This is a genomic window from Comamonas kerstersii (assembly GCF_008801935.1).
In the GTDB taxonomy this organism is placed as follows: domain Bacteria; phylum Pseudomonadota; class Gammaproteobacteria; order Burkholderiales; family Burkholderiaceae_C; genus Comamonas; species Comamonas kerstersii.
The window spans coordinates 218,775-242,897 of record NZ_VZOT01000001.1; the positions used below are offsets into that span (position 1 = coordinate 218,775).

Genomic DNA, 24,123 nt, shown 5'->3' on the forward strand with positions numbered 1-24,123 from the left:
TGATTTCTGCCCCCACCACCTCTTATATGTTTTCTGACGCTTTTCAAGACCTGCTTCCCGTGCTCGATAAGACCGCCGCCCAGCGTGACCGCGCTGGCGGCCATGCAGCTGCCGAAAAAGCCCTGCTGCGCGATGCCGACCTGCTGCGCCTGGCCATTCCCACCCGCTTTGGCGGCCATGGCCTGCCCTGGCCAGACGTGTACCGCTACGTACGGGCACTGGCCAAGGTGGACAGCGCCATGGCCCATGTGTTTGCCTTCCACCACCTGCAGGTCGCCACCGTGCTGATCTATGGCAGGCCCGCGCAGCAGGCCCACTGGCTGCCGCGCACCGTAGAAGAGCGTGGCTGGTGGGGCAATGCGCTCAACCCGCGTGACACGCGCCTCAAGGCCCTGCCCGCAGCAGATGGCTATGTGCTGGACGGCAGCAAAGGTTTTTGCTCCGGCACACGTGGCTCCAGCTATATGACGGTCTCTGGCTGCGTCGATGGTGCAACACAGCCCGTGCTCGGCGTACTGGAAACCACGGCCCCCGGCATCACCGTGCATGAGGACTGGAACCCCATGGGCCAGCGCCAGACCGACAGCGGCTCGGTCAGCTTTGCACAGACAGGCCTGCCTGCCCACCAGATCATGCGTGACGTGCATGAGCCCACGACGGCCTGGCACAGCCTGCGCACCTGCATGGCGCAGCTGGTGCTGGTCAACCTCTTTGTAGGCATTGCCCAGGGCGCACAGCACAAGGCGCGTGACTATGCGCTGGCCTCTGTCAAACCATGGGTGACTTCCCCCGCCGAACGTGCCACGGACGATCCCTATCTGCTGCGCCGCATGGGGGATATCCAGGCCCAGACCTCTGCCGCCAGCCTGATGGCCGACCACGCGGCCAATCTGCTGCAAAAAGCCTGGCTCAAGGGCGAGGCACTCACCGCCGAAGACCGTGCCGAAGTCGCGATTGCCGTGTTTGAGGCCAAAGTCATCGCCCACCGCACCAGCCTGTTCACGACCCAGGAAATCTTTGATGTGGTCGGCGCACGCGGCACCCATGCCGATCTGGGCTTTGACCGTTTCTGGCGCAATGCACGCACGCACACGCTGCACGATCCGCTGGACTACAAGCTGCAGGTGCTGGGCCAGTGGGCCGTGTATGAACAGGCACCGTCCGGCGCGAACTACAACTGATGGCCGCAGAGTTTCTGGCTTGATTCATATCAGAAATGAATAACAAATAGAAAAACAAGCATTGGACTGCATGCATCAAAACCGTGAAGATCCGGGCAGTGATTCACCATAACTGCTGCCAGCGCTTGTCCATCCTGCGCTGGTAGCTATGAGATTTGTAAAGCCATGTCCTGCTCCTTCTCCCCTGAACAACTGTGGAACCTGGCCGACGAGTTCGGCACCCCGCTGTGGGTCTATGACGCTGCTGTCATCCGCGAGCGCATCGCCCAGCTCAAGGCCTTTGACACCATCCGCTTTGCACAGAAGGCCTGCTCCAACATCCACATCCTCAAGCTCATGCGTGAGCAGGGCGTGAAAGTGGACGCGGTCTCGCGCGGTGAAATCCTGCGTGCCGTGGCAGCAGGCTATGTGGCCGGTGGCGAGCCTTCGGACATCGTCTTCACCGCTGATGTGATGGACGAAGCCACCCTGGCTACCGTGGTGGAGCACAAGGTGCCCGTGAACGCTGGTTCCATCGACATGCTGCACCAGCTGGGTGCTGTGTCCAAGGGCCACAGCGTGTGGCTGCGCATCAACCCCGGATTCGGTCACGGCCATAGCAACAAGACCAACACCGGCGGCGAGCACAGCAAGCACGGCATCTGGCACACCGACCTGAACGCCGCACTGGACGCCATTGCCCAGCACGGCCTGCACCTGGCGGGCCTGCACATGCACATTGGCTCTGGCGTGGACTACGCCCACCTGCAGGAGGTGTGCGGTGCCATGGTGTCTTTGGTCAAGCGCACCAAGGACCATGGCCACGATCTGCTGGCTATCTCTGCGGGTGGCGGTCTGTCCATTCCTTATAAGGAAGGTGACGCCCGCATCGACACCGAGCACTACTTCGGCCTGTGGAACGAGGCACGCAAGCAGGCCGAGGCCATTGTGGGCCACAAGCTGGGCCTGGAGCTGGAGCCCGGCCGTTTCCTGGTGGCAGAGTCCGGCGTGCTGCTGGGCACGGTGCGCGCCACCAAGAGCGCGGGCAGCAACCACTTCATCCTGGTTGACACGGGCTTTAACGAACTGATGCGCCCCAGCATGTACGGCAGCTACCACGGCATGCACATCCAGCGCCGTGGCGTGGGCGTGCTGCCAGCCGCCAAGGACAGCGTAGTCGCTGGCCCACTGTGCGAATCCGGCGACGTGTTCACGCAGGGTGACGGCGGCGTGGTACTGCCCCGCGCGCTGGGCGATGCACAGGTGGGTGACCTGCTGGTGATCCACAACACCGGCGCCTATGGCTCGTCCATGTCCAGCAACTACAACACACGCCCACTGGCCGCGGAAGTGCTGGTCGATGGCGACAAGGTGCAGCTGATCCGCCGCCGCCAGACCGTGGAAGAGCTGCTGGCACTGGAGCTGAGCCTGTAAAGCCCATCCGTGCTGTGCATGCAACAAGGGAGCCGAAAGGCTCCCTTTTGTTTTGATAGCTGCTAGCGCTTGCTTCATAAGGACTTCAGAATGATTTTTATCTGAAACCCTTGTTTATCCAGCGCTGGCAGCTTTGCTTTTTATAGCTTTTCGTTTTTGGGGTCGCGCCCCATCAGGCGCTGCACCGCGTCCTGGGGTGTGAGTTTGCCGTCCAGCAGATCGACCACGGTCGCGGCAATCGGCATCTCCACGCCCACGGCCTGCGCGCGCTGCACCACGGTGCGGGCGCTGTAGACGCCTTCAGCCACATGGCCCAGCGAATCTACGGCCTGCGCCAGCGTCATGCCCTGTGCCAGCAGCAGGCCCACTTTGCGGTTGCGCGAGAGATCGCCCGTGGCAGTGAGCATCAAGTCGCCCAGTCCGGACAGGCCCATAAAGGTTTCCGCCTTGGCCCCCAGTGCCACACCCAGCCGCGTCATCTCCGCCAGACCGCGCGTGAGCAGCGCGGCACGGGCGTTCAGGCCCAGCTCCAGACCATCGCACAGACCTGCGGCAATTGCCATCACGTTCTTGACCGCGCCGCCCACTTCCACGCCCACGATGTCCTCATTGGCATAGACGCGCAATGCGCCGTGATGAAAACCATCCAGCAAGGCCTGGCGCACCGCCGCATGTGCGCTCGCTGCGACCAGACAGGTGGGCTGCGCACGCGCCACTTCCTGCGCAAAGCTGGGGCCACTCAAGGCACCGGCCAGCAAACCAGGCGCTACCTGGGCACAGACTTCATGCGGCATCAGGCCCACGCCGCTGCTGCCTGCTGCCACCGCTTCAAAGCCCTTGCACAGCCAGGCCACGGGTGCGCTGACCTGTGCCTCGGCCAGCGTCTGCAGCGTGCTGCGCAGCGCAGACATGGGCGTGGCAACAATGATGAGATCCATGCCCTGCACCGCTTCGGCCAGCGGTGCGGCGCTGACCTGCAGCCGCTCGGGAAAGGGCATGTGCGGCAGATAGCGGGCATTGTTGCGCGCTGCCTGCATCTCCTGCACCTGCTGCGCATTGCGTGCCCATAGGCTCACTTGATGGCCTGCAGCATGGCGTGCCGCCGCAATGGCCAGGGCCGTGCCCCAGGCACCGGCACCAATCACAATCAAATTCATAGCTACTAGCGCTTATCTATCAAGCCTTAGAGGCTAAAAAGGCATAAAAAAAGGCCCCTGCAAAGGGACCTCTTTTGTAGCATGCACCGGGCACCGCCAGATAACAGCTTACTGCACCGAACCTTCAGTCTGTGCAGCGGCAGCGGCGTTCTGCTGCTCGTACATGGCCTGGAAGTTGATTTCGGCCAAGTGCACAGGAGGAAAACCAGCGCGGGTCACGATGTCAGCCACGTTGCCACGCAGGTAGGGATAGATGATCTGGGGGCAAGCCACGCCAATCACGCCACCCATCTGCTCTTCGGGGATGTTGCGGATTTCGAAGATGCCAGCCTGCTTGGCTTCCACCAGGAACAGGGTCTTGTCCTGAATCTTGGTCTGCACGGTGGCAGTCACAGCCACTTCAAAAATGCCTTCGGCCACGGGAGTGGCTTCCACGCCCAGCTGAATGTCCACATTGGGCTGCTCCTGCTGCAGCAGGATGGCGGGCGAATTGGGCTGCTCCAGCGATACGTCCTTCAGGTACACACGTTGGATTTGGAAAACAGGGGTTGCTTGTTCGGACATGGTCTCGGTCTTTCTTTCGCTTGGATGCAAAGCGTGCATTCATAAAAAGGCCCACTGTGCAAAGCTGCAGCAGCGGGCACTTCAGCAAACATTATGCAGGCTAAAGACCTGCACCAACAGATCAGGCGTTGAGCAGGGGCAGCAACTCACCCTTGGCATCCAGTGCGATCAGATCATCGCAGCCACCCACGTGGGTGTCACCAATAAAGATCTGGGGCACGGTGCGACGGCCAGTGATCTCCATCATGTGTGCACGTGCTGCGGGATCGCTGTCGATGCGGATTTCTTCAATCTGCTCCACACCCTTGGACTTGAGCACCTGCTTGGCGCGCACGCAGTAGGGGCAGACGGCGGTGGTGTACATCTTCACGGCTTGCATGGAAGTCATCCTTTTCTTTTGCAAAAACAGCGCCCACAAAAAAGGGGCCTCTTAGACCCCTTAATGGTAGGACAGTTGGAGCAACCCAGCTGTCTTAAGCCTTTGTCACAGGCAGGCTGGCTGCGCGCCAGGCCTTCATGCCACCGGCCAGTGCCTCGGCCTTTTCATAGCCCAGCTTGCGCACCTGCTGCTGCGCACGCACGGCACGCGCACCGCTTTCGCACACCAGAATCACAGGCAGTGCCTTGTTCTTGGCCACCTGCGGCAGACGCTCATCGAGCTGCGACAGCGGAATGTTCTTGGCATTGGTGATGTGGCCCTTGACGTACTCTTCAGGCTCGCGCACGTCCACCACCACGGCTTTTTCACGATTGATCTTGATGACCGCATCGTTGGGTTGCAAAGAGCCACTGGCAGCGCCCTTCAGCGCAGGCACCAGCAACAGGCCGCCCGACACCACGGCCAGCAAAATCAGATACCAGTTTTGAACAATGAAACTCACGACAGTCCTTGGGTAAGCAAAGCATGCAATTCTAGAGGCACAGGCATCGCCCCTTGCAATACCCTTAACAGCACGAAAAGCCACAGCCTAAAATAGCGAGCTTTAGCCTTTTCCCATTTGTGTTTTTGCTCAGAAAGAAGCCATGTACAAGCTCGTGCTGATCCGCCACGGTGAGTCCACCTGGAACCTTGAAAACCGCTTTACCGGCTGGACCGATGTGGACCTGACCGACACCGGCATCGCCCAGGCCAAGAAGGCAGGCCAGCTGCTCAAGGCCGAAGGTTACGAGTTTGACGTAGCCTACACCTCGGTGCTCAAGCGCGCCATCCGTACCCTGTGGCTGGCACTGGACGAGATGGACAGCACCTGGCTGCCCGTCAACAAGAGCTGGCGCCTGAATGAGCGCCACTACGGCGGCCTGCAGGGCCTGAACAAGGCCGACATGGCCAAGCAGTACGGTGACGAGCAGGTGCTGGTCTGGCGCCGCAGCTATGACGTTCCTCCTCCAGCACTGGAAGCCACCGACCCACGCAGCGAACGCGGTGACCGCCGCTACGCCGATCTGCAGCCCGAGCAGATTCCACTGACCGAATGCCTGAAGGACACCGTGGCCCGCGTCGTGCCTTTCTGGACCGAAACCCTGGCCCCCCAGATCCAGTCCGGCAAGCGCATTGTGATCGCCGCCCACGGCAATTCCATCCGTGCGCTGGTCAAGTATCTGGACAACATCGCAGATGACGCTATCGTGGGCGTGAACATCCCCAACGGTATTCCACTGGTGTATGAGCTGGACGAAAACCTCAAGCCCATCCGCCACTACTACCTGGGTGATGCCGAAGCTGCCGCCAAGGCTGCCGCTGCCGTAGCGGCCCAGGGCAAAGCCTGATTTTGTAACACCCTACATGCCTGCGGGTGGTTGGGGCGACGTCCCACCCCCGCAGCAACTGCCACGTGTATATTTGTGACGCTGGTATAAAAGTAAAGTCTCTATGAGCCAAAAACTCAAAATCGCTGGATGGGTCTCGCTGGGCGTGCTCGCAGGGGCATTAACCACGGTGTCACTGCAAACCGTCGCACGCGGCGGCATGACGCCTCTGCCGCTGGAAGAGATTCAGCAGCTGTCCGCCGTCTTCAACATCATCAAGTCTGATTATGTGGAGCCTGTGGACGACAAGAAGCTGATCACCGATGCCATCTCCGGCATGGTGTCCAGCCTCGACCCCCACTCTCAATACTTCGACAAGAAGGCCTTCAAGGAATTCCGTGAAGGCACTACCGGCCGCTTCGTCGGCGTGGGCATTGAAATTACTCAGGAAGATGGTCTGATCAAGATCGTCTCCCCCATCGAAGGCTCGCCTGCCGACAAGGCCGGTCTGAAGAGCGGTGACCTGATCACCAAGATCGACACCACGGCCGTCAAGGGCCTGTCCCTGAACGAAGCCGTCAAGCGCATGCGTGGCGAGCCCAACACCAAGGTGGAGCTGACCATCTTCCGCAAGGACGAAAGCCGCACCTTCCCCGTCACCATCACGCGTGAAGAAATCAAGACCCAGTCCGTCAAGGGCAAGCTGGTCGAGCCTGGCTACGCCTGGGTGCGCCTGAGCCAGTTCCAGGAACGCACCGTGGATGACTTCGTGCGCAAGATCGAAGACATCTACAAGGAAGACCCCCATATCAAGGGTATTGTGCTGGACCTGCGTAATGACCCCGGTGGACTGCTGGACGCTGCCGTGGCCATCTCTGCGGCTTTTCTGCCATCCGACGTCACCGTGGTGAGCACCGATGGCCAGCTGGAAGAAAGCAAGGCCGTATTCAAGGCTTCGCCGGAGTACTACGCACGCCGTGGCAGTGACCCGCTCAAGCGCCTGCCCACAGCCCTCAAGGATGTGCCCGTGGTCGTGCTGGTCAATGAAGGCTCGGCCTCTGCCAGCGAAATCGTGGCGGGCGCTCTGCAGGACCACAAACGCGCCACCATCATGGGCAGTCAGTCGTTTGGCAAGGGCTCGGTGCAGACCGTGCGTCCGCTGGGCCCAGATACCGGCCTGAAGCTGACCACCGCCCTGTACTACACCCCTAGCGGCAAGTCCATCCAGGCCAAAGGCATCGTGCCCGACATCATGGTGGATGAAACCGCGGAAGGCGATGTCTACGCCGCCCTGCGCATGCGCGAGTCCGATCTGGACAAGCACATCGGCAATGGCGACCCCAAGGCCGAAGCGGAAGCCGTAGCGGCCCGCGAAAAGCTGCGCGAAGAAGCACGCAAGCGTCTGGAAGAAGATGCGAAGAAGCCGGTTTCCGAGCGCCGTCTGCCCGAGTTTGGCTCGGACAAGGACTTCCAGCTGCAACAGGCACTGAACCATCTCAAGGGCCTGCCCGTGAAGGTCAGCAAGACACTGAGCGAGCGTCCTGAAGAGAAAAAGGACGAAGACTAAATATTGATAGCAGCTAGCGCTTGTATGGATTGACCTTCAAGATAAAAGCATTCTGAAATCAAGCAAATACAAGCGCTAAAAGCTATTTATCTAATAGCAGCCGGGCCCTGGATGCCCGGCTTTTTGCTTTGGAGAACACCGTGAACGACGATCAACTCCTGCGCTATTCGCGTCACATCCTGCTCGATGAAGTCGGCATCGAAGGCCAGCAGGCTATCCTCGATGCACATGTACTCATCATCGGCGCTGGCGGCCTGGGCTCGCCTGCCGCGCTGTATCTGGCGGCCTCTGGAGTGGGGCAAATCACCATCGTGGACCACGACCAGGTGGACATGACCAACCTGCAGCGCCAGATTGCCCACACCACGGATCGTGTCGGCCAGCCCAAAGTGCAGTCAGCTGCGCAGGCCATGCACGCCATCAATCCTGATGTGCAGGTGCGCTGCATCCAGGAACGCACCACGCCCGAGCTGCTGGACCAGCTGGTCGCCCAGGCCACGGTGGTGCTGGACTGCTGCGACAACTACCAGACCCGTCAGGCGGTCAATGCTGCCTGCGTCAGGCACCGCGTACCGCTGGTGGCCGGTGCGATCATTCGTTTTGATGGCCAGATTACGGTGTTTGACCCCCGTCAAACCACCTCTCCGTGCTACGCCTGTCTGTTTTCCCCGGACGAAAGCTTTGAAGAAGTGCAATGCTCCACCATGGGCGTTTTTGCACCGCTGGTCGGCATCATTGGCTGCATGCAAGCTGCTGAATCTTTAAAGATTATTGCCAACATCGGCAATTCGCTTGCAGGAAAGTTGCTTATGCTGGATGGTAAAAGCATGGAATGGTCAGTCATGAAAACCAGCCGGAATTCTGACTGTCTGGTATGCAATACCCATTCAATGCATTTACACAAGTAGGAGTAGGACTACATTACCCACCCTCTGATCTATGCACAATGACTTTCTGCCCAAAAATACTCCACTCTCTGCTGGCCTTTGCTAAACCGTGAAACTTAAAACTTTCTTTGTGGAAGACAACCCCACAATTCGCGAAAACCTCATCGACACCCTGCTTGAGCTGGCCGATATCGAACCAGTGGGTTTCGCAGAAACCGAAGCAGAGGGCACGGCCTGGCTGACCAATCCTCACAATCAATGGGATCTGGCCGTGGTTGACCTGTTTCTGCGCCAGGGCAGTGGTCTGGGTGTCGTGGCAGCCTGCCAGGGCCGTAGCACCGAGCAGAAAGTCATCGTGCTGAGCAACTATGCAACGGTTGACGTGCGCCATCGATGCCGTGAACTGGGCGTTGATGCCGTCTTTGACAAGTCGAACGAGATTGATGCCCTGCTCGATTTCTGCATGGAAATGACATAAAAAAAAGCTGACCCAGTGGTCAGCTTTTTTTTATGTGGCAAGGCCGGGCGGCACATCAGTCAATCAAACGATTTTTCAAGGCGTAGTAGGTCAGATCGCTGTTGGAGGAAAGGCCCATCTTCTCCATCAGACGGGTGCGGTATGTGCTCACCGTCTTGACGCTCAGCGACAGGGACTTGGCAATCTCTCCCGCTGTCTCACCCTTGGCCAGCTTCAGGAACACCTGGAACTCACGCTCAGACAGCTGCTCGTGCGGCGGCACATCGTCCTTGCGGTTGAGCTGCTGGGCCAGCAAGTCAGCCACTGTAGGCGTCAGATAGCGGCGACCCAGTGCGATGGTGCGGATCGCTTCAGCGATTTCCTTGGGCTCGCATTCCTTGTTCAGATAGCCGCTGGCACCCTGGCGAATCAGGTTGATGGCGTAATGCTCTTCGGGATATCCACTCAGAATCAGAATGCCCATGTCCGGGGCCTTGGCCCGCAGCATGGCCAAGGCATCCAGACCACTTTGACCGGGCATGGACAGATCCATCACCAGCACGTCAATATCCTGCTGTCGAACCAGATCGATGGCTTCCCGCCCGTTACTGGCTTCACCAACCACGCGCAGATCCACGTGTTCCGACAAATACTGGCGCAGACCTGAACGCACAATAGCGTGGTCATCCACAATACCTACTTTGATCATCGATGCCTCTTTTAGTTAAAGGAGTGGATACTCGCTTGCCATATTTCACCGAAATCATTCAGTGCACCATAGAAGCAAATCCCGATTCATCTTGATTATGAGCAATATCTGGCCCACACTGGCGCGCAATTGGAGGATTTGAAGTGAACTGGAGAAAATTCCGACACCTGGCAATTGGCATGCCACTGGCCATATTAGCGGCAGGCCTCATGATTGGCACCAGTCAGTATGGGTATCAGCAGACCAGCAAATCGCTGTCGGAGTTGACGTATACATACGACACTCGCACTGAGACCAGCACGCTGCTGCGGGACATGCTGGATGCCGAGACAGGCTTGCGCGGCTATCTACTCACGCATGATGCCCAGTACCTGCAGCCTTACAGCAATGCCATCTCGCATATTCACCAGTCACTGGAAGTCATCCGTCAGCAGGTGGACAACACCCCCCAGAAGCTGGCGCTGTTCATTCCTCTGGCCCAGACCATTCAGCGCAAAACGGCCGAGATGGATCTGAGCCTCAAGCTCTTTGAAGAAGGCAATGCAGATGCACTGAAGTTCGTCATGTTCACCGATATGGGCAACAAGGACATGAACGGCATCCGCTCCCTGGCACGCCAGCTCGATGCCATGATGGCCAGCGATGTGCAGCAGTACGAGCAAAGCATCAAGACTTCCCTGCTCTGGGCGCATATTGGCGTGACAAGTATCACCCTGATCGGCTTGTTTGCCTTCTACCTGTACCTGCGCCAGAACAAGCTGGTGGCACGTCTGCACCGCCGTGAGCAGGCGCTGCAGTCCGAAGAGCGTTCACGCCTAGAGCAGCTGGTGCGTGAGCGCACAGCTACGCTGACCGAGCTGGCGACTCACTTGCAGCAGGTGCGAGAAGATGAACGCGGCCACCTCGCACGGGAGCTGCATGACGAACTGGGTGCACTGCTGACTGCTGCCAAGCTCGATGTGGCACGCCTGAAGTCCAAGATCGACATGAACAACCCGGAAGCGGCCGACCGCGTCAAGCACCTGACGGAAACGCTCAACAGCGGTATTGCACTCAAGCGCCGGATCGTGGAAGACCTGCGCCCCTCGTCCCTGGCGAATCTGGGGCTGTCCACTGCACTGGAAATTCTGACCAGCGAGTTTTCCACGCGCAGCGGTCTGACGCTAGAAGCCCATCTGGAGCCCGTGGAACTGGGCGAAGCCACAGAGCTGACCATCTACCGCCTGGTACAGGAAGCGCTGACCAATATCGGCAAATATGCCAAAGCCACAACCGTCCACGTCTCCGTACACAACTACCCCACCTATGTCGCAGTACAGATTGCAGACAATGGGCGCGGTTTCGACACCTCCAGCATCCGCCCCAATTCGCATGGACTGGCTGGCATGCGCCACCGCGTAGAGGCTGCAGGCGGCCGCCTGACCATTCAATCTACGGTTGGCGAAGGCACAACGGGTCTCGGCCATCATCCCGACGGCAGCACAGCACAGCGACAACCAGCCAAGCACCCAGGACGAGGCCGTACAGCCTTCCTGACGGGCCTTAACCGCAAGAACAGCGCAATAGCGCCAAAGCCCTTTGCAGCCATGCTGCATAGGGCTTTTTTATTTTCAAACCAGCATTTGTCGACATGACACATGCATGCGCTGCGCCTGCCTGCGCCACCAGCAAAAGCGGCACATGTAGTCCTGCTAGCACATGGCCGCCCAGTCATATGCTGACACCAGCCCCTAGCCACATCTGGCATTCACAGTTTTTCTGCCGCACTACATTGAGCACATCGAACTTCGATTGCTTATATATAAAAGCTTAAAAACAAAGTGAGTACAAACTGAAACAAATACCAAGGAGACAACATGCTGCATTACGCCCTCGTATTTCTCGTGATTGCATTGATTGCTGCCGTATTCGGGTTTGGTGGCATTGCCTCCGGTGCCATGGGTATTGCGAAGATTCTGTTTTTCGTCTTCGTGGTCATGGCGATCGTCACCTTTGTTCTGGGCCTGCTCAAGAAAAAAGGCTAGGTCCGAGCTCATAGCTCACCGCGACGCATTGTTGACACATTGAAAGATGAAAACTATGAGCAGCACCTCCAAACACAGCAAGAAAGCCATTGCAGAAGCCGTCGATGACATACAGGACAGCCTGCAGGATGCTGCGCAAGACGCCGCATCCCAAGCCAAAGCGATGGCGGATGACGCCGAAGACATGGCACAGGAAGCCATCAAGAGCACACGGGAAGCAGCCAGCAGTGCACGGAACAAAGCCCAGGAAGGCCTGCAGGCTGTGGAAAAAGAGCTGGCCCCTGCGATTGAACAGCTGGCAACCCGGGCACAGGACTTCTGCAGCCGCAGCATTGCCTTCTGTGCAGACAGTTCTGACAAGGCCCGCCGCCGCATGCTGGAAGCAGCCGAGACCACCACGCATTACATGGTCGAGCGGCCCGGCAAAGCGCTGATCATGGCTGCCGCCGTAGGGGCTGCCGTCACGGCAGCGGCCTTGATGATGCTTGGCCGCCGCCGCTGAACGAGCTTCTCTCCATTTTTTCAGCCCGTGGCACTCATGGTGCGCATGCCAAGGGACCCATCATTGCGCACCCAACCTTCCTCTGAATTCAAAGGACGTCTATGAAGAAAACTACACGTGCCATCGCATTCGCCACCTTGGTAGGCGCCACCATCATCGGTGCCACAGGCTGCTCCGTGTTCCGTGATCAGCAGTCCGTAGGCTCTTATGTAGACGACGCTGGCATCACCGCCGCTATCAAGGCCAAGTTCGCAGAAGACAAGACCGTCGCTGCCACCGCCATTTCCGTAGAAACAATGAAGGGCACCGTGCAACTGTCCGGTTTTGCCAAGAGCCAGGCTGAAAAAGACCGCGCTGGTGCCATTGCACGCAGTGTCAATGGCGTGGTCGCGGTGCGCAACAACATTGTGGTTCGCCCCTGAGGGTTGCGAGATCGCGGGCATCAGGCAGCCATCCTGCGATCCTGTCTTACGCTTTCCAGCACCACCAGCGGTCCGTCCACCGCCGCTGGTGGTGTTGTGCTGTTCCTGTGTGCGCTTGCGTCAGGCAGCCAGCTTTGCCAGCAAGGCCTTCAGCACCGTGGGTGACACAAACTTGCGCACTTCCTCGCCCCCCAGCGTGGCAATTTCACGCACCAGCGTACTGCTGATGAACATGGTCTCGGCACTGGGCGTCAGAAACACTGTCTCGGCCTGCGGCAGCAAATGCTTGTTCATGCCAGCAAGCTGAAATTCATAGTCAAAGTCCGTGCCTGAACGCAGACCGCGCACCATCACCTTGGCGCCCTGCTGCTTCACAAAGTCACGCACCAGACCGTCAAAACTCTCCACGCGCACATTGGGCACATCGCTGAATACGGAGCGCGCCATGGCCATGCGCTCTTCGAGCGTGAACATGGTCTTCTTGTGGTGCGCCATGGCCACCCCGACCACCACCTCACCAAACAGCTGACTCGCCCGGCGAATCATGTCTTCATGCCCCAGCGTGATGGGGTCAAACGTGCCGGGATACACGGCAACTACGTGCTCAGCCATAGCGATCTCCATGTGGTGTGCATTGCAATGCGCGCGATTATGCCTGCCCTGGATTTGGGGCAAAAAAATAGCTTCCAGCGCGCATGCAGCAAACGCTGGAAGCTATCAATTCCGAGATTCAGTCCTCAGTCTGCGCGTTTTTTCAGCAAGTGTGCGTGCACATTGCCTGCCTTCAGATAGCGGTACTGCTGCAGGCCCAATGCCGCCAGCGCCTCATCATCCCAGACCTTGGGTGCTTCCAGATAGACAAAGCCGTCGTCGGCCACCGCATGGGCCGCGGCCTTGAGCGCAGGGGCAAACAATGCCTCCATGGCGAACGGAGGATCAATAAACACGGCATGCCAGTGGCCTGCCACGCTGTGGTTCAGTGCACCAACACCATCGCCACGCTGCACCTGTACGGCGTCTGCCTTGAGCTGCTGGGTCAGTCGCTCCAGCTGCTGCGCCAGCGCAGCATCCTGCTCGATCAGGCGCACCTGCGCGGCACCGCGTGAAGCGGCTTCAAAACCCAGCGCACCGGTGCCCGCAAAGGCATCCAGGCAGCGCCAGCCGCCCAGATCCTGCCCCAACCAGTTAAACAGGGTTTCGCGCACACGGTCTGGTGTGGGGCGCAAGCCAGGGCGTTGCGCCACCGCCAGACGGGTGCGACGCCATTGCCCACCGATGATGCGCACTTCACCCGCACCACCTGCACCGGGCCTGGCAGACTTACCCTGGGCTTTGCTGCCAGGCTTTTTGCCTGCGGCAACGGCGGCGGCCTCTGCCTCCGCCTGCTTGTAGGCTTCGCGGCGTTTCAGGCGCGCTTCCAGCGCCAATGCTTCTTCAATATTGCGATAACTGTTGCGGCCCATTATTTCTTTTCCCCTAACACGACGGTCACCATGCGATCAGGCTGGATCGCACGCTGCATGGCACTGCGTACCTCGTCCACCGTCAGGGCTTCGATCCGGTCAGTCCAGTGATCCAGATAGTCCAGGGGCAAATCATTCCACGCGATATTGGCCACATTGGCCAACAGCTTGCGGTTGCTGTCGATACGCAGCGCAAAGCTGCCGACCAGATTGTCCTTGGCATCGCGCAGTTCTTGCTCTGTAGGGCCTTCAGCAATGAATTTTTTCAGTGTCTCGTGGGCCACCTGGCGGGCCTGCTCGGCCTGATCGGGGCGCGTCTGCAGGCCCACGGTAAAGGCGCCTGCATGCAGGCCGGGCGAGAAGCTGCTCGAGACCCCATAGGTCAGACCGCGCTTTTCACGCACTTCCTCCATGAGGCGGGACACCAGTCCGCCGCCGCCCAGAATGTGGTTGCCCACCAGCAGGGCGAAGAAATCCGGGTCATTGCGCTTGATGCCGGGCTGGCCAATCAACACCTGCGCCTGAGCGGATGCAAAGGGAATGCGGATGTCCTTGGCAGCTTCCAGCACTGGCACTTCCTGCACGGCAGGCAGTGGTGCACAGCCCTTGCCATCGTCCTTGGGCAGGCGTGAGAGCAGCTGCTGCACCAGCGTATCGGCCTGCGCTCTGTCTACCGCCCCCACCACGCTGACCTTGGCGCGGCAGGCCTGGAACATGTCGCGGTAGAAGTTCTGCATGGCCTTAGTGTCAACGCGTTGCAGTGACTCCGCTGTCGCACGCTGACCATAGGGGTGAGCGCCATACACAGCCTGCGCATAGGCCTTGCCTGCCACGGTGCTGGGGCGGGTGTTGGACTCCGCAATCGCAGCCGTCCAGCGTGCACGCTCACGCTGCCAGATCTGCTCAGGCCAGCTGGGGTTGGCCATCTGGCGCGAAGCCAGCTCGACCGAGCGCTGCAGCAGCTCAGGCTCTGTCAGGCTGCGCAGTGAAAACTCAAAGCTATCCCTGTCCACACTGGCACCAAAGGAAGCTCCCAGGTCCGCCCAGGCCTCGCCCAGCGCGTTTTCATCCAGCGCTGGCAGCTTGCCCTCGGCCTTCACCCCTTTGTCCAGCATCATGCTGACAGCGGTAGACAGCCCGGCCTGCTCTTGAGGATCGCGGCGTGCACCGGCATCAAACATCACCTGCACATCCACCATGGGGATGTTCGGGCTTTCTACCAGCCAGACCTGGGCACCAGAGGGCTGTGTCCAGTGCTGAATTGGCAAAATCGCCCACGCGGAATTCATGCCAAAACCGGCCAAAGCGCCCACCAGCCAAGCGCTGGCAGCTATGTTTTTTACTTTTCTCATGTTCGCTCTCAATGCTTGTGGGGAACGGCAACTGCAGCACGGGGGGCATCACCCAGCGCACGTGGCTGTGGCACCAGCGTGCCTACGGTCAGCTGGTCATCGCCAAAGTACTGGCCGGCTACACGCTGCACATCGGCAGGCGTGACCTGCATCAGCGCATCCAGCAGCAACTCTTCCGCATTCACAGGCATGCCCATCACCCAGTAGCTGCCCAGGCTCTGTGCCTGGCCCATGACAGAGTCGCGCTCATACACCTGCGAGGCTCGCCACTGGGTCTTGACGCGCTGCAGCTCGGCATCGGTCACCCCTTCCCTGGCAATGCGCTGCACCTGGGCGCGCAGGGCCTGCTCCAGCTCGGTCGTGCTCTTGCCCTGCGCAGGAACGCCCGAGAGGATGAACAGCGCGGGGCCGCGCCCCATCACGCCTGCGGAGCTGCTTGCGCCATCAGCCACACGGTCTTTGCCCTGCACCAGCGCACGCTCCAAGCGTGCACCGTCATAGCCGTCCAGCACGGCAGAGAGCACCAGCAGCGCCAGCGCATCCTTGTCTTCAGCCGTCAGGTTCTGCACATTACGGATGGAAGGCACGCGGTAGGCCATGGCCACATAGGCCTGCTCCGCGGGTTGCTTCACTTCAATGCGGCGCATGCCCAGCTGGCGCGGCTCCTCGCGCGGCTTACTCACCGGCGCGGGGCGGGCAGGAATCTTGCCGTAGGTTTCCTCTGCCCACTGCCTGACCTGGTCCACGTCCACATCACCGGCAATCACCACGGTGGCGTTCTCGGGCACATACCACTTCTGGTGGAATTCGCGCACGTCATCGGGTGTCATGGCTTCCAGATCGCTCATCCAGCCCACCACCGGGCGGCCATAGGGATTGGCATGGAAGACCGCGGCCGAGAGCTGCTCAAACAGCATGGCGCGCGGATTGTCTTCCGTGCGCATGCGGCGCTCTTCCTTGACCACCTCGATTTCCTTGGTGAACTCTTCGTCTGGCCACTGGTTGTGGGCAAAGCGGTCTGCTTCCAGCGCCATCACCTCACGCAGGCGATTGGCAGGAATCTGCTGGTAGTAGCCCGTGTAGTCACGATTGGTAAAAGCGTTTTCCTGCCCGCCCAGCGCAGCCACGCGGCGCGAGAACTCACCCGGCGCCAGCTCTTTGGAGCCCTTGAACATCATGTGCTCCAGCACGTGGGCCACGCCGGTCGTACCATCGACTTCATCCATGGCACCCACGCGCAGCCACACCATATTGATGGCAGTGGGTGCACGGTGATCTGGCTGAACGATCAGCTGCATGCCGTTGCTCAAAGTAAACTGCTGCGCAGCTGTCGCTGGGCTGGCCGCCGTCGTCGTGCTGGCAGCCTGGGACGCAGGCATGGATGACGCGCCCACGGGCTGCGAATTCTCGGCCATCGCACTCAGGCTGGCCACAAGCGCTAGGAGGGATAAAGTTCGTTTCATAGAATGAAGGATTCTAAGAACCCGCCAATGTTCAGTTTTTTCAAGAAAAAAGCCCCATCTGCCGACACCACGCCTGCGCTTGAGCAGGCTGAGAACGTCGCATCTACGACCTCTGCCCCCCAGGCCGAGGACAGTTCCACCCCTGCAGCCAAGACAGCTTCTGTCGGCGGCTGGCTTCGCAATACCTTCGGAATAAGCGGCAAGGAAGAAGTTCCTTCCAGCCCTGCGCCCGAAGCCTTTGAGGCAGCACCAGAACCCCAGGCCAAGCCCACACTGCCTGCCGACCGCGGCAGCTGGATGGACCGCCTCAAAGCGGGGCTGCGCAAGACCGGCACCAGCATTACCTCCGTATTCACGGGCACCAAGATTGATGATGCCCTGTACGAAGAGCTGGAAGACGCACTGCTCATGGCCGATACCGGTGTCAAAGCCACCATGTATCTGCTCGAAGACCTCAAGCGCCGCGTCAAGGAAACCAAGACCACCGATCCAGCTGCCGTCAAGGCACTGCTGGCCGATGCCCTGGCTGACCTGCTGCAGTCGCTGGAAAAGCCGCTGACCATCGGCGAGCACACGCCCACCGTCATCATGGTGGCCGGCGTGAACGGCGCAGGTAAGACAACATCGATTGGCAAGCTCACCAAGCACCTGGCGGACAACAACCAGTCTGTGCTGCTGGCCGCAGCCGACACCTTCCGCGCAGCTGCCCGCGAGCAGCTGGGCGTATGGGCCACCCGCAATACCGTGGAAATCATCAGCCAGACCGGGGGCGACCCCGCTGCCGTGAGCTTTGACGCCGTGAGCGCAGGCAAGGCACGCAAGAAGGACGTCGTGCTGGTCGACACTGCAGGCCGCCTGCCTACGCAGCTGCACCTGATGGAAGAGCTCAAGAAGATCAAGCGCGTGGTCACCAAGGCCGATGACTCTGCTCCTCACGAAGTACTGCTGGTCATCGACGGCAACACCGGCCAGAACGCGCTGCATCAGGTCAAGGCCTTTGATGATGCCCTGGGCCTGACAGGCCTGATCGTGACCAAGCTGGACGGCACCGCCAAGGGCGGCGTGCTGGCCGCGATTGCGCAGGAGCACGCCATTCCCGTGTACTTCATCGGCGTGGGCGAAAAGCTGGAAGATCTGGAAACCTTCAACGCCAAGGAGTTTGCCCAGGCGCTGCTGACCTAAGGCTCTAGAATTTTCATAGCGCCTTGCGCTTGCATAACAAGGACTTCAGATACAAAAGTATCTGAAGTCATTTTTTTATCAGCGCTGGCAGCTCACTTTTTTGATGTCCACCTGTGCCGCCACCCAGCCTGCATAGTCCGGATGCGCAGCCTCCATGCGCAGCAACAGCTGCGGCACCTCATACGGGTGTTCGGCCTTCAGCCAGGCCAGCAGCTCATCCACCGCCTCGGGCAAGGTCTTGAAAACCAGCCGCCACTCGGCGCTGCGCTCCAGGCTGCCTTGCCATTCGTAGTGGGAATGGATGGCTTCTATCTGCACACAGGCCGCCACACGCGCCTGCACGGCGGTCTGTGCCAGGCGCTCGGCATCGATCGCGCTGTCTACGGTGCTGGTCAGCACCGCCACGTTGTTCCAGTTTGCAATCTCCATGGGCTGCATTGTCCTGCGTCTAGGGCGTGTTCACATAAACATTGGGTTCGCGCAGCCACGACAAGGCTGGCAATGCGCGACGCACGGCGCAGCGCGGGTGCGCACCCGCGCAAGGTGGGCAACAATGCAGTGGCGGCCTTGTCGTGGCTGCCCCTGATTATGGAGATCACAAATGGGGTTGAAGGCTTGGGGCGGTCTGCGTTGTTGCGGCGGCTTGCAAGGCGCTCGGCATTGCTGCGCCACCGCGCCTAGCATCCCATCCCCAAGCCTTCAACGCGAATCTCAAGCTTTATGTGAACACGCCCTAGCGCCTGCTGGGCCAGGTCGCCACCAGCACACCCAGCAACGCAATGCCCAGAGCCAGCAGCTGCAGGCCGGTGATAGGCTCACCCAGCGCCACCACGCCCACCACGGCAGCGCTCACCGGCAGCATGACGGTAAACACCCCCGCTTGTGCGGCAGGCACCACGCGCAGACCCGTCATCCACAGCCAGACGGTCCACACACAGGCGGCCAGCGCATAGAACAGCAGCAACGTCCAGTTCGGCAGGCTGATGCTGGCAAAGTCAAACTGCCAGGCCAGATACAGGCCAAACGGCGTGGTCAGCGCAAAACCCCAGAGGTTGACGATGGCGCTGATGCGCTTGGGCGATACCGAGGCCGTGAGCTGCTTGCCCAGCACAGCATAGGTGGCCTCACACAGCACGGCCCCCAGCAGCAGCAACTGCCCCAGCCAGGCGTAAGGGCTGCGACTGTCTGCAGCTTCTTCGGGCTTGACCCAGGCGTACAGCGCAATCCCGGCCACCGCCAGCGCCACGGCCACCCAGGTGCGCGGTGCAATGCGCTCGCGCAGAATCACCCAGCTGAGCACGGCCACGGCCACGGGAATGGCAGCCATGGTCACGCCCGCAGCGACGGCGCTGGTCAGGCTCACGCCCGTGACCATGCACAGCGTGAACAGAAAGTTGCCGAAGAAAGACTCCAGAAACAGCAGCCAGCGCGTGCGCGCCTGCAAAGGCGCTTCACCCGGCGCACGGCGCAGCCAGCGCAGCATGGCGACGCCGCCAATGCCAAAGCGCAGCCATGCCAGCAGCAGGATGGGAAACAGTGCAGCCAGAGGTTTGGACAGCGCCACATAGCTGCCTACCAGCGCCATGCTCAGCGCCAGACAGCCATACGCGCCCCAGCGGGAAGGTGTGTACATGGGAGCAATGTCTGAAAGACCCTACTGTAACGCTGGCTCAGGTCGCAGCAGCTGCAGTCGGTGCCACCGCTTTCTCGTACAGCCGCTCGCGAGTGTGGGTTTCCTTGCGGATGCTGGCAATCAGCTGCGACTCGGGGCTGTGCCCATCCAGCAACTGCGCAGGTAGCTCAGGCAGAGACTGGAGCCCCGCAATCGCCTGCGGCATCTGCTGCAGCCAGGCCCACTCCTGCTCGTCAGGTTGCGCACTGGCACTGGCTGAGTACACCGTAATGGCATCGCACAGCCGCGCTGCGCAGGCCACCAGCGGGAACCAGGCTGCCGCCTCATAACCGGCAGGCGGTGGCTCAGCCATGGACTTTTGCAGCGCTGCCCGCATGTCCACCAGCTTGCCGTAGGCAGCGCGGCGTGCCTCGCTGACATCGGCACTTTCCGGCTGCAGCCGGTGGTCCAGCACCAGCTGCAGATAGTGGGCAATGGCCTGGCGCGCTTGCGCCATGGACTCCTGCAGCTCACTCGCATGGCGGCGCGGCCACAGCAGATAACCAAACAGCAGCACGATGGCGCAGCCCATCAAGGTATCCAGCAGCCGCAGATCGGCATATTGCATGCCGCTGCGCGCAGGGGAGAGAAAGTCGATCAGCACCAGCACCAGCGGCGTAATGGCAAAGGCCGTGAGCGCGTAATTGCGTGGTGCCAGCCAGGGCAGCACAAAGGTGATGGCTGCGATGATCAGAATGAACAGTGGCCCCACAGGCACCAGCGCCAGCAGCAGCCCCCCCAGTACCACCCCGGCCGCCGTGCCCACGGTGCGCTGCACGGCCCGCACAAAGATGGAGCCCAGCTCTGGCTTCATCACAATGGAGACGGTCATCGGCACCCAGTACCAATGCGAGACATCATCCACCCAGCGGATGGCATAGCCAATCGCCGTACACAGCGCCAGCGCCAGCGCAGAGCGCACCGTCGCACGGCCCGGAGAAAGTTTTTGCAGCGTCAGCCGCAGATTCAGTGCGCGCTGCGGCAGATTCTGGGGGGTAGCAGACACCGGTGCTCGGCCCCACAGGGCCAGCGTCAGATCATTGAGCGCCTGCCACTGCGCCAAGCCATCGGGGTGCCCCGGTTCTAGGCGCTGATCCTGCACCAGCGCCTGCACCATTTGCTGCAGACAGGTCTGAATCTGCGCAATCTCATCCCGGTTCTGCGTAGCCATAATGATGGCAAACAGGTTGTCCATATTCTGAACCACCTCTGCGGTCTGGTCCCACACAATATTGTGACCAAGCGCCTGATAACGCTTTTGCAGCATCAATGTATATAGCGCTTCATATTTCATATTGAACTGCAGACGTGCAGATTCCACATCAGCCTGTTCTATTTTTTTCTGGCACAGCGCAATCAAGGCATGCAATACCTGCTCAATCGCATCCCGGCGAATATGGTGTGGGCAAATCCATTTCTCCAGATAAAGCAGCAGCAGATAAAACGAGGCACCACCCAGCAATAGCAGCGAGGACATCCAGAAATGACCAATTTCCGGATTACCCAGCGACACTGCGGCCATCACCATGAACTGCAGACAGCCAATCGAGATCGTGGCGCTGTAGCTGCTGGCAATGGCCATGGCAAAGCCCACAGCGCTCATGATGAGCACGATCCAGCCCCAATCCAGCCCCCAGGTGTTCAGATAGCCCATCAGAAAGCCTGACACCCCTATGGGTGCAGAAATCAGAATTTTTCGCACAGTGAACCCATAAGGCGCATCCCGCTCGCCAATGGAGGGGAACATGGCGCCCATGGAAATCCACATGGTGTACATGAGGGTGTGGGTGTAATAGCCCACCAGCATGGGTAATGCAATCGCCAGCGAGGCGCGGCAGGAGCGGCTCATATTCCATTTGGATGGATTCAGGCGCGCCATTTCCTTCAGCCAGGAATTAGGGTGCAGCGTGACATCACCCATTTTGTTCACCATCGACGACCTCTCCCCATAAGATCTTTTGCATGAGCACCAATATGCCAGCAGCTGATTATTTATGACACATACAAATACTTGACCATAGCGCAAGCCATATGCACCAAGATAATCCAATACCTTCCACCCCAAGGGCTTATTGCTCAAACAACTTGCATTGGCATTGCCCTACAACAGCCTGCCGATTCCCGCAGCTACACTGCTAGCACAGCCCCTATAAACCTTTGGGGAACTTTTGGTTTAGCACTCTCTCAAACACAGTGCTAATATGAAGCAATGGATGAAAGGATGACTGCAATGACAAACCTAACTGGCACCCATGCTGCTTCGGCCTTGGCACCTGCAAATCCTTGGTCTCTGGTTCCTCCGCTGGGCAACCTGGATGCATACATTGCGGCTGTCAACCGTCTGCCCATGCTGACCCAGGAAGAGGAGCGTGACTACGCACGCAAGCTCAAAGAACACAACGATCTGGACGCCGCCGGGCGTCTGATCATGTCCCACCTGCGCCTGGTGGTGTCGATTTCCCGCCAGTACCTGGGCTACGGTCTGCCCCACGGCGACCTGATTCAGGAAGGCAATGTCGGGCTGATGAAAGCCGTCAAGCGCTTTGACCCAGAGCAAAACGTGCGTCTGGTCAGCTATGCCATTCACTGGATCAAGGCCGAGATTCACGAATACATTCTGAAGAACTGGCGCATGGTGAAGGTGGCTACCACCAAGGCCCAGCGCAAGCTGTTCTTCAATCTGCGCTCGCTCAAGCAGGGCATGCAGGCTGATGCTGCCATGGACGATGATCTGTCCCTGCGCGAAACCCTGACTGCACAGCAGGTGGACGCCATGGCTGCCAAGCTCAACGTCAAGCCTGAAGAAGTGATGGAAATGGAAACCCGTCTCTCGGGTGGCGACGTGATGCTGGACCCCACGCCTGGTGACGATGGTGAGCAGGCCTACGGTCCTATCGCCTATCTGTCGGACGCCTCGCATGAGCCCACGCAGATGATCGAAAGCCGTCAGCGTGATGTGCTGGCCACCGACGGTATTGCCCAGGCACTGGAGCAGCTGGACGCGCGCAGCCGCCGCATCGTGGAAGAACGCTGGCTCAAGGTGAACGACGATGGCTCCGGCGGCATGACGCTGCATGAGCTGGCTGCTGAATACGGCGTGAGCGCTGAGCGCATTCGCCAGATTGAAGTGGCCGCTATGAAAAAGATGAAAAAAGCGCTGGCAGAATTTGCCTGAGAACGTTCCTGCACACGCTGGCTGAAAAATGCCAGATTCATGTTTGAGCAAGCCCGGATAATCTCCGGGCTTTCTTTTTTCCTGCAAGAAATCATCGCCTTCTGCAGATTTCACGCTTTACAAGCCATGACATCCATCTCTTCTCTTGCCCGTCGCTGCGTTCTGGCTTCCGGCGTTGCCTTGCTGGCCAGCGCGGCTGCCCCTGCTGTTTTTGCCGCATCCTCTACGGAACACTGGCCCAGCAAGCCGGTACGCATTGTGGTGGGCTTTCCCGGTGGTTCTTCGCCCGATCTGACAGCGCGTACCTTTGCCGATCCGCTGTCCAAGATGCTGGGCCAGCCCGTCATTGTGGAAAACAAGGTGGGTGCAGGCGGCAACATCGGCGCAGCAGAAGTCGCGCGTGCGCAGGATGACCACACCATCGGTCTGATGATCAACGGCAATATGACGATTGCCAAGATCCTCAACCCCGCCACGCCCTACGACCCACTCACCGACCTGGCTCCGCTGACGCTGATCGGCGTCTCGCCCCTGGTGCTGACTGCTCCGGTGGAGCAGCCCGGCGTACCCAGGGATGCCGATGGCAAGGCCTTCTTTGCCGCCGCCAAGGCCGCTGGCGACCAGTGGAACTACGGCACCCCCGGCGTAGGCACGATTGGCCATCTGGGCACGGAACTGCTCAAGGCACGCAGCGGCATCAACCCCGTACACGTGCCCTACAACGGCTACCCACAGGTGGCTACCGCCATGCTGGGCAAGCAACTGCAGATGGCACTGCTGCCTCCCGCACTGGCACAAAGCCAGGCACAGGCGGGCAAGCTGCGTCTGATTGGCGTGACCTCCGGCGGCCGCAGCCCTCTGGCGCCTGATGTGCCCAGCCTGGCCGAAGTAGGTGTGCCAGACTTTGACTTGCAGATCTGGAACGCCTTTGCAGCCCCTTACTCCATGCCCGAGGCCACCCGCGCCAAGCTGGCCAACATGCTGATCGAGATTGCACGCACCCCTGAAGTGCGCGAAAAGCTGTACCAGCAAGGCTGGCAAACCGTGGCCACATCGCCTGAAGGGCTGGCCAACCGCGTGAAGAAAGACACGGAAGCACTGAGCCGTCTGATCAAAGAGCAACACATCAGCACCCAGTAAGACGCACCCATCTACTGGCCCTCAAAAGCAAAAGATCCACCCTGCGG

General features: G+C 59.8%; 25 protein-coding genes. 13 read left to right on the top strand and 12 right to left on the bottom strand.

Annotation, left to right across the window (positions count from 1 at the left end; all coding sequences use genetic code 11):
• Positions 1 to 26 precede the first annotated feature (26 nt).
• Together F7P80_RS01075 and lysA are read left to right on the top strand one after the other, a co-directional pair.
• Positions 27 to 1,181 (top strand): acyl-CoA dehydrogenase family protein, encoded by a 1,155-nt coding sequence (locus tag F7P80_RS01075; protein ID WP_151042169.1) that lies wholly within the window; start codon positions 27 to 29, stop codon positions 1,179 to 1,181.
• A gap of 165 nt (positions 1,182 to 1,346) precedes the next feature.
• Positions 1,347 to 2,594, top strand: coding sequence for a diaminopimelate decarboxylase (gene lysA / locus F7P80_RS01080; protein ID WP_054065600.1), 1,248 nt, complete (start codon positions 1,347 to 1,349; stop codon positions 2,592 to 2,594).
• 140 nt (positions 2,595 to 2,734) lie between these two features.
• Here the strand turns inward: lysA and F7P80_RS01085 are convergent, their stop codons facing one another.
• The 4 genes from F7P80_RS01085 to F7P80_RS01100 all read right to left on the bottom strand — a co-directional run bounded on the left by F7P80_RS01085 (position 2,735) and on the right by F7P80_RS01100 (position 5,196).
• Positions 2,735 to 3,751: an NAD(P)H-dependent glycerol-3-phosphate dehydrogenase gene (locus tag F7P80_RS01085; RefSeq protein WP_151042171.1), complete on the bottom strand. Its 1,017-nt coding sequence runs from the start codon at positions 3,749 to 3,751 to the stop codon at positions 2,735 to 2,737.
• 108 nt (positions 3,752 to 3,859) lie between these two features.
• Entirely contained in the window at positions 3,860 to 4,315 is a 456-nt protein-coding gene (secB, locus tag F7P80_RS01090) for a protein-export chaperone SecB (RefSeq protein ID WP_151042173.1), read from the bottom strand.
• Positions 4,316 to 4,436: 121 nt separating this feature from the next.
• Positions 4,437 to 4,694 carry a glutaredoxin 3 gene (gene grxC / locus F7P80_RS01095; RefSeq protein WP_054065644.1) on the bottom strand — a complete coding sequence of 86 codons (258 nt, stop codon included), beginning with the start codon at positions 4,692 to 4,694 and terminating at the stop codon, positions 4,437 to 4,439.
• A gap of 94 nt (positions 4,695 to 4,788) precedes the next feature.
• A complete protein-coding gene (locus tag F7P80_RS01100) occupies positions 4,789 to 5,196 on the bottom strand; it encodes a rhodanese-like domain-containing protein (RefSeq protein ID WP_054065597.1) in 408 nt (135 codons plus the stop codon).
• A 142-nt stretch (positions 5,197 to 5,338) separates the two neighbouring features.
• Between F7P80_RS01100 and gpmA the strand changes: the two genes are divergently transcribed.
• From gpmA to F7P80_RS01120, 4 genes are all read left to right on the top strand, one after another.
• Positions 5,339 to 6,082, top strand: a complete 744-nt coding sequence (gene gpmA, locus F7P80_RS01105; RefSeq protein WP_054065596.1) for a 2,3-diphosphoglycerate-dependent phosphoglycerate mutase — start codon at positions 5,339 to 5,341, stop codon at positions 6,080 to 6,082.
• 103 nt (positions 6,083 to 6,185) lie between these two features.
• Positions 6,186 to 7,628 carry a S41 family peptidase gene (locus tag F7P80_RS01110; RefSeq protein ID WP_054065595.1) on the top strand — a complete coding sequence of 481 codons (1,443 nt, stop codon included), beginning with the start codon at positions 6,186 to 6,188 and terminating at the stop codon, positions 7,626 to 7,628.
• A gap of 140 nt (positions 7,629 to 7,768) precedes the next feature.
• Complete coding sequence (locus F7P80_RS01115) at positions 7,769 to 8,536, top strand: HesA/MoeB/ThiF family protein (protein WP_151042175.1); 768 nt, start codon at positions 7,769 to 7,771, stop codon at positions 8,534 to 8,536.
• Positions 8,537 to 8,624: 88 nt separating this feature from the next.
• Positions 8,625 to 8,993 carry a response regulator gene (locus F7P80_RS01120; protein WP_054065594.1) on the top strand — a complete coding sequence of 123 codons (369 nt, stop codon included), beginning with the start codon at positions 8,625 to 8,627 and terminating at the stop codon, positions 8,991 to 8,993.
• A gap of 55 nt (positions 8,994 to 9,048) precedes the next feature.
• On the opposite strand, the gene F7P80_RS01125 is transcribed toward F7P80_RS01120, so the two are convergent.
• Positions 9,049 to 9,681, bottom strand: coding sequence for a response regulator (locus tag F7P80_RS01125; RefSeq protein ID WP_054065593.1), 633 nt, complete (start codon positions 9,679 to 9,681; stop codon positions 9,049 to 9,051).
• A gap of 143 nt (positions 9,682 to 9,824) precedes the next feature.
• Here F7P80_RS01125 and F7P80_RS01130 point away from each other — a divergent pair, with 143 nt between their 5' ends.
• The 4 genes from F7P80_RS01130 to F7P80_RS01145 all read left to right on the top strand — a co-directional run bounded on the left by F7P80_RS01130 (position 9,825) and on the right by F7P80_RS01145 (position 12,629).
• Positions 9,825 to 11,315 carry a CHASE3 domain-containing protein gene (locus tag F7P80_RS01130; protein ID WP_346265179.1) on the top strand — a complete coding sequence of 497 codons (1,491 nt, stop codon included), beginning with the start codon at positions 9,825 to 9,827 and terminating at the stop codon, positions 11,313 to 11,315.
• 222 nt (positions 11,316 to 11,537) lie between these two features.
• Positions 11,538 to 11,705, top strand: coding sequence for a DUF1328 domain-containing protein (locus tag F7P80_RS01135; protein WP_077344400.1), 168 nt, complete (start codon positions 11,538 to 11,540; stop codon positions 11,703 to 11,705).
• Between the two features lie 55 nt (positions 11,706 to 11,760).
• Entirely contained in the window at positions 11,761 to 12,207 is a 447-nt protein-coding gene (locus F7P80_RS01140; RefSeq protein WP_249041344.1) for a hypothetical protein, read from the top strand.
• 101 nt (positions 12,208 to 12,308) lie between these two features.
• Positions 12,309 to 12,629 (top strand): BON domain-containing protein, encoded by a 321-nt coding sequence (locus F7P80_RS01145; protein ID WP_151042177.1) that lies wholly within the window; start codon positions 12,309 to 12,311, stop codon positions 12,627 to 12,629.
• 120 nt (positions 12,630 to 12,749) lie between these two features.
• Here F7P80_RS01145 and coaD read toward each other — a convergent pair whose 3' ends face one another.
• The 4 genes from coaD to F7P80_RS01165 form a co-directional block, all read right to left on the bottom strand.
• Positions 12,750 to 13,241: a pantetheine-phosphate adenylyltransferase gene (gene coaD / locus F7P80_RS01150; RefSeq protein ID WP_151042179.1), complete on the bottom strand. Its 492-nt coding sequence runs from the start codon at positions 13,239 to 13,241 to the stop codon at positions 12,750 to 12,752.
• Positions 13,242 to 13,366: 125 nt separating this feature from the next.
• Positions 13,367 to 14,092 (bottom strand): 16S rRNA (guanine(966)-N(2))-methyltransferase RsmD, encoded by a 726-nt coding sequence (rsmD, locus tag F7P80_RS01155; protein WP_080025208.1) that lies wholly within the window; start codon positions 14,090 to 14,092, stop codon positions 13,367 to 13,369.
• Positions 14,092 to 15,444, bottom strand: a complete 1,353-nt coding sequence (locus F7P80_RS01160) for a M16 family metallopeptidase (RefSeq protein ID WP_151042181.1) — start codon at positions 15,442 to 15,444, stop codon at positions 14,092 to 14,094. Before F7P80_RS01160 ends, rsmD begins: the two co-directional genes overlap by 1 nt.
• Before the next feature lie 8 nt (positions 15,445 to 15,452).
• The gene (locus tag F7P80_RS01165) at positions 15,453 to 16,907 is read right to left on the bottom strand and encodes a M16 family metallopeptidase (protein ID WP_058880301.1); all 1,455 of its coding nucleotides are present in this window, start codon (positions 16,905 to 16,907) and stop codon (positions 15,453 to 15,455) included.
• 27 nt (positions 16,908 to 16,934) lie between these two features.
• Between F7P80_RS01165 and ftsY the strand changes: the two genes are divergently transcribed.
• A complete protein-coding gene (ftsY, locus tag F7P80_RS01170) occupies positions 16,935 to 18,089 on the top strand; it encodes a signal recognition particle-docking protein FtsY (protein WP_151042183.1) in 1,155 nt (384 codons plus the stop codon).
• Between the two features lie 78 nt (positions 18,090 to 18,167).
• On the opposite strand, the gene cutA is transcribed toward ftsY, so the two are convergent.
• From cutA to F7P80_RS01185, 3 genes are all read right to left on the bottom strand, one after another.
• On the bottom strand, positions 18,168 to 18,518 hold the full coding sequence (cutA, locus tag F7P80_RS01175; RefSeq protein ID WP_151042185.1) for a divalent-cation tolerance protein CutA: 351 nt from the start codon (positions 18,516 to 18,518) through the stop codon (positions 18,168 to 18,170).
• Positions 18,519 to 18,822: 304 nt separating this feature from the next.
• Positions 18,823 to 19,722 carry a DMT family transporter gene (locus F7P80_RS01180; protein WP_151042187.1) on the bottom strand — a complete coding sequence of 300 codons (900 nt, stop codon included), beginning with the start codon at positions 19,720 to 19,722 and terminating at the stop codon, positions 18,823 to 18,825.
• Between the two features lie 37 nt (positions 19,723 to 19,759).
• Entirely contained in the window at positions 19,760 to 21,694 is a 1,935-nt protein-coding gene (locus F7P80_RS01185; protein WP_151042189.1) for an FUSC family protein, read from the bottom strand.
• Positions 21,695 to 21,991: 297 nt separating this feature from the next.
• Between F7P80_RS01185 and rpoH the strand changes: the two genes are divergently transcribed.
• The gene (rpoH, locus tag F7P80_RS01190) at positions 21,992 to 22,936 is read left to right on the top strand and encodes an RNA polymerase sigma factor RpoH (RefSeq protein WP_054065738.1); all 945 of its coding nucleotides are present in this window, start codon (positions 21,992 to 21,994) and stop codon (positions 22,934 to 22,936) included.
• A gap of 126 nt (positions 22,937 to 23,062) precedes the next feature.
• Positions 23,063 to 24,076, top strand: a complete 1,014-nt coding sequence (locus F7P80_RS01195) for a Bug family tripartite tricarboxylate transporter substrate binding protein (RefSeq protein WP_151042191.1) — start codon at positions 23,063 to 23,065, stop codon at positions 24,074 to 24,076.
• The last annotated feature ends 47 nt before the right edge of the window (positions 24,077 to 24,123 follow it).